This window comes from Peterkaempfera bronchialis, from assembly GCF_003258605.2.
GTDB classification, from domain to species: Bacteria; Actinomycetota; Actinomycetes; order Streptomycetales; family Streptomycetaceae; genus Peterkaempfera; species Peterkaempfera bronchialis.
On sequence record NZ_CP031264.1, the window covers coordinates 6,325,307 to 6,338,350 of the forward strand.

Sequence of the window (13,044 nt, forward strand, 5' to 3'; positions counted from 1 at the left end):
AGGTGTTCAGCGGAGCCCGTCCCAGAGGCGCCGTTCGGCAGCGGCCGGGTCGTGCACCACCTCGGTCGGGTCGGCCGCGAACCGCAGCACGGCCCGGTCGGCGCCGTACGCGGGCCAGGTCGGGCCCGGGTCGCCGTGGTGCGCGAAGGCGACCCAGGCAGCGTGCATCTCGTCGGCGAGGCGCTGCGGCGCGTCCCCGCCGCCCAGCAGCCCCGAAGCCAGGTTGTCGAAGACGAAGCCGATCTCCAGGGCATGGCAGGCGCCCAGCCGCCCGTCGAAGGCGGGGGAGCGCCAGTCGAAGGTGTAGACATACGTCGCCGCGCCGTGCGCCGCCCGCGCCTCGGCCACCCGGACGGCCGGGATGCGGAAGGTGAAGTCGGTGAGCACCGCCGCCAGCAGGTCCCCGGGCGAGGCGTCGGGCAGCGCAGCCCGATACGCGGCGAGCGCGCGGTGCGGCTCGGGCCCGTGCCCGGCGAGCAGCGTGGGCAGGGCCTCCTCGGGGATGGCGTCGGCCAACCCGCTGGGGACCAGGTAGAGCCGGAACTCCTCGGCGTTGGTGCCGGTCAGCAGCCCGTACTCGCGGCCCGCGCCCGCCGCGAAGGCGTCCACCGGCCGGGCGGGCAGCACCTCGCCGTCCACCACCGGCATCAGCGGCAGGCCGCCGCCCGCCGCCTCGCCCCACTCCTCCCGGCCGTGGCCGGTGGCGAACTCCGCCTGGACCGCCGACACCGCCGCCACCAGCCGCTGCGGGGCGGTCTCCCGCAGCACCTCGGCGGTGGCGGGGACCCCGGCGTGGGCGGCGACCCGGGCGGTGATGCGGCGGGCGATGTCCGGGGGCAGCGCATGGTGGCCGGCGCCGCTCTGGGCGATCACCCGGCGGAAGAGCCCGGCGGCCGACGGGACGGTCATCAGCGTGGTCGCGCTCATCGCGCCTGCGGACTCGCCGAAGAGCGTGACGTTGTCCGGGTCGCCGCCGAAGGCCGCGATGTTCTCCCGGACCCATCGCAGGGCGGCGATCTGGTCGAGCAGGCCGAGGTTGGCGGTGCCGTCCGGCAGCAGCAGGAAGCCCTCGGCGCCGAGCCGGTAGTTGGCCGTCACGCAGACGACGCCGTCGCGGGCGAAAGCGGTCCCGTCGTACACGGGCACCGCCGTCGAGCCGTTGCGGAAGGCGCCGCCGTGGATCCAGACCATCACCGGCAGGGCGGAGTCCCGGCCGGGGGCGGGCGTCCAGACGTTGAGGTTGAGGCACTCCTCGCCGGGCACCACCGGGTCGGGGAGCAGCGTGGCGAGGGCCGGCGGGTAGCCGGGCTTGGGGGCCGTGGGGCCGTAGTCGAAGGCGTTCCGCTCGCCGTCCCAGGGCTCGGGCGACTGCGGCGGGCGGAGGCGCCGGGGGCCGAAGGGCGGGGCGGCGTACGGGATGCCCAGGAAGGCCGCGACGCCGCCGGGCCCGGCCGCCTCCCGGCCGCGTACCTTGCCGTGCGTGGTCGGTACGACGATCTCCACTGCGCCTCCCGGGTGCCGCCGCTCCGTGTACGGAGCGGCGGCACCATGGTCACCGGGGCGCCGCCCGTCGGCAAGACGGGCGCCGCCCCGGCGCGGCTCACGGCCGGTTCAGCTCACGGCCGGTTCAGCTCACGGTCTCTTCACTTCACGGTGCAGGAGGCGCCGTTGAGGGTGAAGGCGGTGGGCTTGGCGTTGCTGCCGGTCCAGCTGCCGTTGAAGCCGAAGGAGGTGGTGCCGCCCCCGGCTGCCAGCGTCTTGTTCCACCCGGCGTCGGTGACGGTCACCGCTGCGCCGCTCTGGGTCGCGGTGCCGTTCCACGCCTGGGTGACCTTCTGGCCGTTGGCGAAGGACCACTTGACCGTCCAGCCGTCGATCGCGGTGGTGCCGGTGTTCTTCAGGGTCACATCGGCCTGGAAGCCGTCGTTCCACTGGTTGCTGATCCCGTAGGTCACCTCGCAGCTTCCACCGGTCGGCGGAGTGGTGGGAGGTGTGGTCGGAGGCGTGGTGGGCGGCGTCGTCGGGGGCTTGGTCGGCGGCGTCGTGGGGGGAGTGGTGGGCGGTGTGGTCGGCGGAGTGGTCGGAGGTGTGGTGGTCGGCGGCGTCGTCGTGGTGTCGCCGTAGATGACGCCGCGTCCGTTGGTGGAGACGTACACCCGCCCGTACACCCGGGGGTCACCCGTGATCGCGGCGCCGGTCCAGCCCCACTGGTGCTGGTCGTCGTTGATGCGGACCCAACTGGCGCCCGCGTCGTCCGAGCGGTAGATGCCGCGCACCCCGCCGATCTTGGCGCTGGAGTACAGGGCCGGGTAGCTGCGGCCCGGGGCGGCCTTGCCGAAGCCGATGGTGTCGGCCTCGTCCACGCCGGCGACCTTGCTGAAGTGGGCGCCGGAGTCGGTGGAGTGCCACAGGCCGTAGGTGGAGCCCGTGGTGCCGCCGGCCAGCCAGACGTCGCCCTCCGTGCCGGGCACCGCCTTGAGGCGGACGCTGCCGGTGGCGGGCAGCCCGGTCGCCGCGCTGGCGGTGAAGGTCGCTCCGCCGTCGGTGCTGGTGGAGAAGGTGCCGGCCGAGAAGGCGTAGAACTTCTTGGGGTTCACCCGGTCGGAGGCGACCCGGGCGCCCTGGGCCACGCCCTTGGAGGCGGTCCAGGAGGAGCCGCCGAAGGCCGATGCGGAGACCGCGCCGCCGCCCGGGCTCCACACCACCCGGCTGCCGTCCGAGGCGACCGCGACATTGCCGCCGCCGGTGGTGCCGGACGGCTCATTGCTGCCCTGGTACCAGTTGGCGCCGTTGTCGTTGGAGAAGGCGATCCGCTTGGAGGTGGAGCCGCTGTCCACATCGCCGACCCGGACCACCTGGAGCGGGTTGGACTCCGCGAAGTCGATGCTGGTCGTGGTGGTGAAGCCCGGCGAGGTGTACATCATCGGCGGGACCTTGGTCAGGTCGGTGTGCCGGAACCCGCCGATGTCGCCGAGCGCGCTCAGCAGCGGGGCGCCGCTGGGCGGGCTGATCAGGTCGTTGACCGCGGTCTCCTCCAGGCCCTCCACCATCGGCTTGATGGTGATCTTGCTGCCGGAGTCCCACTTGGTCAGGTCGGCGGAGCCATAGATGGTGGCGCCGGTGCCGTACATCATCCGGTTGGAGTCGAACGGGTCGATCTCCAGCCCCTCGGTCATCCAGCCCAACTTGGGCGTCTCCTCGGGCGGCGACGGGTTGCCGCCGAAGGTCAGCCAGGGCGAGGAGGAGACGTCCATCGTGTACTGGTCGACGCGGTTGGGGTAGCTGCCGAAGTCCCAGATCTTCTTCCAGCTGGCGCCGCCGTTGGTGGAGCGGAAGATCTGGGTGTCCGGCCACCAGGAGCTGTAGCCGGTCACCATCAGGGTGTTGGGGTGCTGCCGGTCGATGGTCAGGCCGCTGTACCCGAAGTAGTCGTCCCCGTTGGAGTCGTCGGACGGCATGGGGCTGATGCGGGTCCAGGTGCCGGTGGCGGTGGCGTACTTCCACACATCGCCCTCGGACCCGTCGTACGGGCCGCCGGTGTCGCTGGTGGCGATGTAGAGGTAGCCGTTGACCGTGTCGAGGACGCCCTTGTGCGGCAGGAACCCGGTGGGCTGGCCGGCCACCCGGGACCAGGTCGCGCCGCCGTCGGTGGAGCGGTAGACGTTGTTCTGCTTGTCGGCGACGCCGACGTAGATGGTCTGGGTGGCGCTGCCGCTGCTGCCGGTCCGCTTGTCGAAGGTGACCCAGAGCACGCCCTGGTTGTCGTTCTGGTAGCCGGTGGTGTCGTTGGGGTCGGCCTTGTAGTTCCCCGGGTTGGGGAAGGAAGCGACCTGCGCCCAGGTGGCGCCGTAGTCGGTGGAGCGCCACAGCCCCTTGCCGCTGGGGGCCCCGAAGTACAGCACGCTGTCCTTGTTGGGGTCGATCGCCAGCCGCTCGCCCTGGCCTCGGCCGGGCATATTGCCGCCGATCTTGAACGGCAGGGTGGTGCGCTTCCAGGTGGCGCCCTTGTCGGTGGAGCGCAGGATGGCCCCGTTGTTGGGGTCCCAGCTGTTGGTGTAGTTGCCGGCGGCGACATAGACCCGGCTGGTGTCCACCGGGTCGGTGGCGAGGCTGGCGACCCCGGTGAGGTTCCAGTCGTCCCAGCCGACCGAGTCCAGCAGCGGGATCCACTTCTTGGTGGTCGGGTCCTGGCGGTAGGCGCCGCCGATGTCGGTCCGGGCGTAGACCAGGCCCTTCTCACTCTGGTTGAAGACGATGCCGGGGACGAAGCCGCCCCCGTCGATCCGTGCGTTCTTCCAGCTGTACGAGTCGGCGACGGACGCCGCAGGCGCGGCGGAGGCGTTCGCCCCGGCGCCGGAGAGCCAGGTCAGGCTCATTCCGGTGGCCGCCGCCATGGCGACGACAGCCGCCCTGACGCGTTTCGACATGGATACGGACTCCAAACGTATCGGGCCCGCGCTGCGGGGGAGCCGGGCAACTCCTCCGGGGGGTGGAGGAGGTGCGCGGCCGATACGTCCGCGGCGTCCACTGGCTCGCCGCACCCAGCGGGATGCGCGGGCGTGGTGGGGAAACCGGGCTGTCCGGTACCCGGTCGCACAGCTGTGCCGGTTGCGGCGCTCGATGCGGGGGCGCCACTGCTCAGGTGACGCTACTGGGCGGGCCACGGCAGCAGAAGAGACCTGCGCTCTCGTGGCGTGGCCTACCCCGGCCATTCTGACCGTGCCCCCCTCCCCGCCGGGGGCGCGGGGAGGGGGGCCACGGTGCGGGTCAGACTGCGGCGGGAGTGCCGGCCGAGGCCGGGACGGCCGCCTCCTCGGGCGCCGGGTGGTGCCCGTCGACGGCGGTCGCCTCGTCGAAGGGCAGCCGGCCGGAGAGGACGGCCCGGGCCTGCTCGCGGTCGAGTTCCTTGGTCCAGTGGCCGATCAGCACGGTCGCCACCGCGTTGCCGGCGAAGTTGGTGAGCGCGCGGGCCTCCGACATGAAGCGGTCGATGCCGACGATCAGCCCGACGCCGTCCACCAGTTCCGGCCGGTGCGACTGGAGGCCGCCGGCCAGGGTGGCCATCCCGGCGCCGGTGACGCCCGCCGCGCCCTTGGAGGCGATCACCATGAAGAGCAGCAGGGAGATCTGCTGGCCGAGGGAGAGCGGGCGGTCCATCGCCTCCGCGATGAAGAGCGACGCCATGGTGAGGTAGATCGCGGTGCCGTCCAGGTTGAAGGAGTAGCCGGTCGGCACGGTGATGCCGACCACCGGGCGGCTCACCCCCAGGTGCTCCATCTTGGCGATCAGGCGCGGCAGTGCGCTCTCCGAGGACGAGGTGGAGAGGATCAGCAGGAACTCGCGGCCCAGGTAGCGCAGCAGCGCGAAGATGCCGATCCCGGTGACCAGGCGCAGCAGCGTACCCAGCACCAGCACCACAAAGAGCAGGCAGGTGGCGTAGAAGCCGAGCATGATCATGGCCAGGCTCTTGAGCGCGTCCAGGCCGGTCGCCCCGACCACCGCCGCCATGGCGCCGAACGCGCCGACCGGCGCCGCCCACATGATCATCTGCATGATGCGGAAGACCAGCCGCTCCAGGTGCTTCACCCCGCGCAGCACCGGCTCGCCCGCCGGGCCGAGGGCCTGGAGCGCGAACCCCACCAGCAGCGCCACCACCAGGGTCTGGAGCACCTCGCCCGCCGTGAGGGCGGAGACCAGCGAGGTCGGGATGATGCCCAGCAGGAAGTCGGTGGTGGACTCCGCGCCGCCGCTCGCCTGGGCGTGCCCGGCCTTGCTCAGTGCCTCCGTGAGATGCAGCCCTGAGCCGGGCTCGATCAGGTTCCCGACCAGCAGGCCGATGGCCAGCGCGACCGTCGACATGACCATGAAGTAGCCGATGGCCAGGCCGCCGACGGCGCCGACCTTTGCGGCCTTCCGCACCGAGCCGACGCCGAGCACGATGGTGCAGAAGATCACCGGACTGATCATCATCTTGATCAGATTGACAAAGCCCGTACCCAGCGGCTTGAGCTCCACGGCGGTCCCGGGAGCGGTCAGGCCCAGCAGCACACCGGCCACCACGGCGGCGATCACCGCCAGATAGAGGTAGTGGGTTCTGTCCCGGCGGCGGCCCGGCACCGGGCCCGCCTCGGGGGCGGCGGACATCATGAGCGGCTCCTTCGGCCCAGGAGACCCGGATCAACGGCTGATCCGGGGCGGATCGCTCCGATCATGGAGGCGGCGGCGAGGCGGTCCACGGTTGCGTTCATAACGTTCACAAGGGAGCCGCCCCTGAGGGATGGACCCGCCGCCGACGCGGGGCAGACTGTGGGGCATGACCGCACACCCCGCCCGTCTGCGGCAGCGCTGCCGCACCCTGCTGCGCGGCCGTCACCGCAGCCTGGCGGGGCAGCTCTTCGCGGTGCAGATCGTCATCGTCGCCGCCGTGGTCGCGGCCGGCGCCGTCCTCGCCTGGCTCAGCGCCACCCGCCGCGCCGAGGAGGCCGCCCGCCACCAGGCCACCGCAGCGGCCGTCGCCGTCGCCGACGCGCCCTCGGTACTGGACGCAGCCCGCGGCCCCGACCCCTCCGCCGCCCTCCAGCCCTACGCCGACCGGGTGAGACTGCACACCGGCGTCGACTTCATCACCATCATGGACACCCACGGCATCCGCTGGACCCACCCCGACCCGGCCCAGATCGGCAGACCGTTCCTCGGCCACATCGAGGGCGCCCTGGCCGGCGGCACCGTCAATGAGACCTACACCGGCACCCTCGGCCCCTCGGTACGCGTGGTCACCCCGATCCGCGACCCGCAGGGCCGGGTGGTCGGCCTGGTCAGCGCGGGCATCACGGTGGAGTCCATCAGCGCCCGGCTGCGCCCGCTGCTGCTCGCCATGGTCGGCGCCGCCGGCGCCGCCCTCACCCTCGGCGGCCTCGCCAGCTACCTCGCCAACGCCCGGCTGCGCCGCCACACCCACGGCATGGGCGCCGCCGAACTCGGCCGGCTGTACGAGTACCACCAGGCCACGCTGCACGCCGTCCGGGAGGGCCTGCTGCTGCTCGACCGCGACCACCGGGTGGCCCTCTGCAACGACGCCGCCCGCACCCTGCTCGCCCTCCCCGACGACGCCGAAGGGCTCCCCGTAGACCGGCTCGGCCTTCCCCGGCCGCTCACCGAAGCCCTGCTCGCCACCCCGCCCCGCCGCGACGAGGTCCACCTGACCGCCGAGCGGGTCGTGGTGGTCAACACCTCCGCCATCGGCGGCGGCCACCACGGCCACCACCACCATGGCCTCGGCACCGTGGTCACCTTCCGCGACCACACCGAACTCCAGGCCCTCACCGGCGAACTCGACTCGGTACGCGGCTTCGCCGAGTCGCTGCGCTCCCAGGCCCATGAGGCCGCCAACCGGCTGCACGCCATGGTCTCGCTGATCGAACTCGACCGCACCCGCGAAGCCGTCGACTTCGCCACCGCCGAACTCGCCCTCGCCCAGGAGCTCACCGACCGCGTCGTCGGCGCCGTCTCCGAACCGGTACTCGCCGCCCTGCTGCTCGGCAAGGCCGCCCAGGCCGCCGAACGCGGCGTCGACCTCACCCTCACCGAGGAGAGCCGCCTCGACGACCGGGTACTCCCCGCCGACCTGCCCGCCCGCGACCTGGTCACCCTCCTCGGCAACCTGATCGACAACGCCGTGGACGCCGCCATCGAGGGCGCCGCCCACCACCCCGGCCCGCCCACCGTCACCGTCACCGCCCGCACCGAGGGCGGCGAACTGCTGCTCCGGGTCGCCGACACCGGCCCCGGCCTCGACCCGCAGACCGCCCGTCAGGTCTTCCACCGGGGCTGGTCCACCAAGCACCGCGACGGCGCCCCCGGCACCCCCGGCGGTGACGCCGGCGGGCGGGGGCTGGGGCTCGCGCTGGTCGCCCAGGCAGCGCGGCGCAACGGCGGCACCGTCGAGGTCGGCGGGGAGGTCGGCGGGGAGGGCGGCGGGGAGGGCGGTGCGGTCTTCACCGTCCGGCTGCCCCTGGCCCGGCACCCGCACCCGCGCGCGCACCCGCACCCGCACCTCGCCGAGCGAACCGCCGCGCCATGACGACCGGAGGAACCATGTCCGGCAGACCCCGCATCGACGTCCTGGTCGTCGAGGACGACCCGGTGGCCGCCGCCGCGCACACCCTCTATGTGCGGCGCGCTCCCGGCTTCCGGCCGGTCGGCACCGTCCACACCGCAGCCGCCGCCCGGCACTTCCTGGAACGCCGCCGGGCCCAGGACACCCCCGTCGACCTGGTGCTGCTCGACCTCTACCTGCCCGACGGCCACGGCCTCCAGCTCTGCCGCGCCCTGCGCGCCGCCGGGCACACCGCCGACGTCATCGCCGTCACCTCCGCCCGCGACCTGGGCATGGTGCGGCAGGCCGTCTCCGCCGGGGTGGTCCAGTACCTGCTGAAGCCCTTCAGCGGCGCCGCGCTCCACGACCGCCTGGAGCGGTACCGCCGCTTCCGCGACACCCTCGGCCGGGCCGGCGAGGCCACCGGCCAGGCCGAGGTCGACCACGCCTTCGCGGTGCTGCGCACCCCCGAGCGGAGCGACCTTCCCAAGGGGCTCAGCGCCCCCACCCTCGACGCCGTCACCGCCACCCTGCGGCGGACCGGCGGCGGCCTCTCCGCCACTGCGGTCGCCGCCGAGGTGGGCGTCTCCCGGATCACCGCCCGCCGCTATCTGGAACACCTGGTCGGCGCGGGCCTCGCCGTGCGCGAGCCGCAGTACGGCCAGGTCGGCCGCCCCGAGCTCTGCTACCGCTGGCGGACCGCCGACCGGGGCGGCGGCTGAGCCCGGCCCGTGGGGCCGGTGTCTCAGCGGTCGCGGACGGCCAGGGCGAGGTAGCGGTCGTCCTCGTCGGTGTAGCGGACCAGGTCCCAGCCGGTGGCGGCCAGCAGTGGCCGGAGGTGCGGTTCGGCGCGCAGGTCGTCCGGGGTGAGCGGGCGGCCGTGGCGGGCCGCGAGCGCGGCGCGGCCCACCGGGTGGAACAGCGCCAGTCGGCCGCCGGGGCGGGTCACCCGGGCCAGTTCGGCCAGGGCCGCCGCCGGGTCGGGCAGATGGGAGACCAATCCGGCGGCGAAGACGGCGTCCAGGGCCCGGTCGGGCAGCGGCAGCCGCGCGCAGTCGGCGACCAGCAGCGCGGCCGAGTCGGTACGGCCCTTGGCGGCGGCGGTCCGCAGCATCGCGGGCGTCAGGTCGGCGCCCAGCACCGTACCCGCACCGCCCACGGCGGCACGCAGCGCGGGCAGTGCGCGGCCGGTGCCGCAGCCCGCGTCCAACACCGCCTGACCGGCCGTCAGCCCCAGTGCGGCGACGGCCGCTTCATAGCGGGGCCGTCGTCGGGGAAGCGCAGCTCCCAGTCGGCGGCGCGGGAGGTGAAGAAGGCCCGGGTGCGGGTGTGGTCGGCGCGGGCGGCCACCAGGGCGGCGAACCGGTCCAGCACCCCGTCCCGCCATGGGGCCAGCGCCGCCACCCGCTCGGGCGCGGCGGCCAGTATGGCGTCCCCGCCGTGGGCGCGCGCCTCCTCGGGGGCGCCCGCAGCAAACGCCTCGACGGTCTCCCGCTCGGCCTCCAGATGGAACTGGAACCCCCACGCGGAACCGCCCACCCGGAACGCCTGCACCGGGTAGCGCTCCCCGGTCGCCAGCAGCACCGCGCCGTCCGGCGGGTCCACGGTGTCGCTGTGCCACTGGAGCACCTGGAACCCGGTCCGCTCCGACCCGGCGAGCAGCGGGTCGGCCGCCGCCGCACGGGTCAGCCGGACCGGCTCCCAGCCGATCTCGGGACCCGCCGCGCCCCGGAAGGCCGCGCCTCCGGCGGCCTCCGCCAGCAGTTGGGCGCCCAGGCAGAGGCCGAGGACGGGCAACTCGGCGGCGAGTGCGGACCGCAGCAGGTCCAGCTCGGCCCGGCGGGAGGGGAAGCCCTGGTCGCTCCAGGCGTCCTGCGGCCCGCCCATCACCACCAGGGCGGCCACCCCGCTCGGCAGCCCGTCCGGCACCGGCTCGCCCAGATGGGTGCGGCAGTGCCGCAGCTCCAGCCCGGCCCGCCGCAGCGCGTCCCCCACCGCGTACGGGCCCTCGCCCGCCCCATGCTCGACCACCAGCACCGCCGTCACCGGCACTCCTCCCACGCTCTGTCCGCTCGCCCCCGCATCGTACGAGGCCGCCCGGTGGTCGGGCGGTCCGCTCCGGCGGGTGGGGGGGTGGTGTGGGGTGTCGGGTGGGGGCTGTACGGGACCGGCGGCTCGGGGTCGGGCGGTTTGCTGGGTCTGCCAGGGGTGCGCGGTAGTGGGAGGGCGGTGCTGGGTGGGTTGGGTGCGAAACCGGCGGCCCGGTGTCGGGTGGTCGGCTTGGTCGGTCGGGGTGGCCGGGGGTGGTGTGGGGTGTCGGGTGGGGGCTGTACGGGATCGGCGGCTCGGGTTGGGCGGTTTGCTCGGTCTGCCGGGGGGTGCGCGGTAGTGGGAGGGCGGTGCTGGGTGGGTTGGGTGCGAGACCGGCGGCCCGGTGTCGGGTGGTCCGCTTGGTCGGTCGGGGTGGCCGGGGGTGCGCGGGGGGTGTCGGGTGGGGTTTGTGCGAGACCGGCGGCCCGGGGTTGGGCGGTTTGCTCGGGCGGCCCGGCGTGCGAGGGTGCGCGGCGGGTGGGTCTGTACGGGATCGGTGGCTCGGGGTTGGGCGGTTTGCTTGGGCGGCCGGGGGGCGTGGGTGCGCGGCGGGTGGGTCTGTACGGGATCGGCGGCCCGGGGTTGGGCGGTTTGCTCGGGCAGCCGGGGGCGTGGGTGGGGGCGGTTGGGCCTGCACGAAACCGGCGGCCCGGGGGCGGACCGGTCGGTGCGAGGCCGGCGGGGCCGGGGTCAGGCTGGGGCGTGGCCGAGGGTGAGGAGGTGGCTGCTGATGCCGAGCAGGGACGGTTCGGACTCGGTGCGGCGGGCGGCGGCGAGGGCGACGGCGCGCTGGGCCGGGTCGTCCAGCCAGCCCACCACACCGCCCATCAGCCAGACGGCGCCCTCCACGCCGTACTGCCCCGCCGGTTCCAGCCCCGCATCGGCGAACTCGGCAGGGACCTCCTCGGGCCGGTGGAAGTAGGCGGTGGTGAACAGCGGGGCGCGGCCGGTGGGGCGGTTGCGGCCGTCCTCGACGCAGGCGTGCATCCGGGCGCGGATGTCCTCGTCGAAGAGGGCGCCCAGGTTGAGCAGGTCGTGCAGCCCGGACCAGCGGTTGATGGTGGCCGTCACCACCGGCCCGCCCGGCCGGACGACCCGGCGGGCCTCGGCCAGTGCCCGTACCCGGTCGGCCCGCTCCGTCAGGTGGTACAGCGGCCCCAGCAGCAGCACCGCGTCGGCCGAGCCGTCGGCGTCCGGCAGGGCGCGGGCGTCGCCGTGCCGCGCGGTGACGCCGGGCAGCTTCCCGGCCTGCGTGACATGGAGCGGTACCGGGTCGACCAGTTCCACCTCGTAGCCGTCCTGGGCCAGCCAGGCGGCGTGCACCCCGCTGCCGCCGCCGATGTCCAGGATCCGGGCCGGGGCGGGCGGCAGCAGTCGGCGCAGCAGGTCCTGGGTGCGCCAGAACTCCAGCCGCCCGGCGCCGCCGCGCAGCCGCCCGTCCTCCCTGCCCTGGGCGTAGTGGGCGATGATCTCTTCGCGGACAGGGGCGGGGGTTTCGGGTGTCGATGAGGTCATGCCCGGCACCCTCGCGGAGACCCGAGCCGCCCGGCAACCGCTTATCGCGGCGCCGGGAAACCGGTTGGCGGTGGCAGCGGTAGGGCTGGCAGGCTGGGCCGGGACCGCGTCAGTGCGCCGACACCTCGGTGTAGACGTTCATGGCGGCGTTGCCGTGGTAGGCGGAGTAGATCAGGTCGTCGGACCAGTTGCCGTCGGCGTCCACGTCGCGTCGGCTGTTGGTGCCGACGATGTAGCCCCACCCCCGGTCGAGCCGCAGGTCGTCGATCCAGGGGCCGCCGCTGCTTCCATGGCCCATGTCGCACCGCATCACCATGCCGGTGCCGGTGGCGCCGACCGCCGAGGTGGGGCCTTCGCAGTACCAGAGGTCCCCGCCGTCGAAGTCGGTGCGCCGGTAACCGTCCGCCGGGAAGCCGAAGTTGACCACGTCGCGGTGGTCCTGGCCGCTCCCGAACCGTGCGCCCTGGGCGCCCAGGTAGTCGGCGAGGTTGCCGTGGACGGGCTGCGGGTGGAACGCGATGGCCGCCAGGTCGTAGTGCCAGTCGCCGTACTGCTGCCAGGCCCTGGTGGTGGCGGCGTACCTGAAGAGCCAGGGGCCGTGCGGCGCCAGGCCGTTGTCGGCGTCGGGCACGAAGACGAAGTTGCGGTAGTAGGCGCCCGGGCCGCCCCCGCCGGGGTGGACGCAGTGGCCGGAGGTCCACACCATGTTGCGGTTGACGCTGTTGATCACACTGGCGGTGCAGCGGAAGTCGCCCGCCGGGGTGGTGAAGAACAGCTGGCCGATGGTCCGGGCCGGCATCAGCCCCTGGCCTCCCCAGCGGCGGGCGGCGGAGACCACCGCCGTCCTGCTCGGGGCGGCGGTGTCCGGCTGCGCCCGCCGAGGGGCGCTGCCGGGGATGGTCCTGGCCGGGAGGGCCGCCTCGGGGCGCGGCCTCGGCGTGGGGTGCTGCCTGCCCCGGGGGTGCGGGAGGGGAGCGGGTCTGGCCCGGTGGAGGCGTGCTTCGGTCCAGTACCGGTGGATCCGCGCGGCCTGGGCGGGCGTGGCGGCGGGACCGGCGGCAGCGGCTGTCGGCCGGTAGTCGGCGCCGCCGCCCGCGGACTGGTCGGCGGCGCCCGCCTGCGGGGTGAGGAACGCCGCCAGCAGGACGGCTGCGGCCAGCGGCAGGCGGAGGCGTACCCGCCGAGGCGGTGGTGGCTGGTCGTGCACTGGTCTCCTCCTCCATGCCGCGTGGAGCGGCGTCGAGGGGCAGTGGGCATCGAGCCGGGGCGGCCCGCGCGGAGCGGGCCCGTCGCCGTGGGTCGGACACGTGTCGCCACGATAGGGACGCCCGACCGCCGCATGC

The 13,044-nt window shown here is 74.4% G+C and carries 7 protein-coding genes and 2 pseudogenes; 2 read left to right on the top strand and 7 right to left on the bottom strand.

The annotated features are described in order from the left end of the window. Window positions 1–6: 6 nt before the first annotated feature. The 3 genes from C7M71_RS27035 to C7M71_RS27045 form a co-directional block, all read right to left on the bottom strand. The gene (locus C7M71_RS27035) at window positions 7–1,503 is read right to left on the bottom strand and encodes a carboxylesterase/lipase family protein (protein WP_111492478.1); all 1,497 of its coding nucleotides are present in this window, start codon (window positions 1,501–1,503) and stop codon (window positions 7–9) included. Between the two features lie 140 nt (window positions 1,504–1,643). Further along, window positions 1,644–4,427 carry a cellulose binding domain-containing protein gene (locus C7M71_RS27040; protein WP_407675946.1) on the bottom strand — a complete coding sequence of 928 codons (2,784 nt, stop codon included), beginning with the start codon at window positions 4,425–4,427 and terminating at the stop codon, window positions 1,644–1,646. Window positions 4,428–4,767: 340 nt separating this feature from the next. Beyond that, window positions 4,768–6,147 carry a cation:dicarboxylate symporter family transporter gene (locus C7M71_RS27045; RefSeq protein ID WP_175607751.1) on the bottom strand — a complete coding sequence of 460 codons (1,380 nt, stop codon included), beginning with the start codon at window positions 6,145–6,147 and terminating at the stop codon, window positions 4,768–4,770. 166 nt (window positions 6,148–6,313) lie between these two features. Here C7M71_RS27045 and C7M71_RS27050 point away from each other — a divergent pair, with 166 nt between their 5' ends. Together C7M71_RS27050 and C7M71_RS27055 are read left to right on the top strand one after the other, a co-directional pair. Then, window positions 6,314–8,080, top strand: coding sequence for a sensor histidine kinase (locus tag C7M71_RS27050; protein WP_111492477.1), 1,767 nt, complete (start codon window positions 6,314–6,316; stop codon window positions 8,078–8,080). A gap of 14 nt (window positions 8,081–8,094) precedes the next feature. Next, complete coding sequence (locus C7M71_RS27055; protein WP_111492476.1) at window positions 8,095–8,817, top strand: response regulator; 723 nt, start codon at window positions 8,095–8,097, stop codon at window positions 8,815–8,817. Between the two features lie 23 nt (window positions 8,818–8,840). Here the strand turns inward: C7M71_RS27055 and C7M71_RS32280 are convergent. From C7M71_RS32280 to C7M71_RS27070, 4 genes and pseudogenes are all read right to left on the bottom strand, one after another. After that, window positions 8,841–9,448, bottom strand: a pseudogene (locus C7M71_RS32280) (class I SAM-dependent methyltransferase). A 198-nt stretch (window positions 9,449–9,646) separates the two neighbouring features. After that, window positions 9,647–9,982, bottom strand: a pseudogene (locus C7M71_RS32285) (glutamine amidotransferase-related protein); the annotation flags it as partial. Window positions 9,983–10,876: 894 nt separating this feature from the next. After that, complete coding sequence (locus C7M71_RS27065) at window positions 10,877–11,701, bottom strand: class I SAM-dependent methyltransferase (RefSeq protein ID WP_111495223.1); 825 nt, start codon at window positions 11,699–11,701, stop codon at window positions 10,877–10,879. Window positions 11,702–11,810: 109 nt separating this feature from the next. Further along, entirely contained in the window at window positions 11,811–12,908 is a 1,098-nt protein-coding gene (locus C7M71_RS27070; RefSeq protein WP_114914602.1) for a trypsin-like serine peptidase, read from the bottom strand. Between the last annotated feature and the right edge of the window lie 136 nt (window positions 12,909–13,044).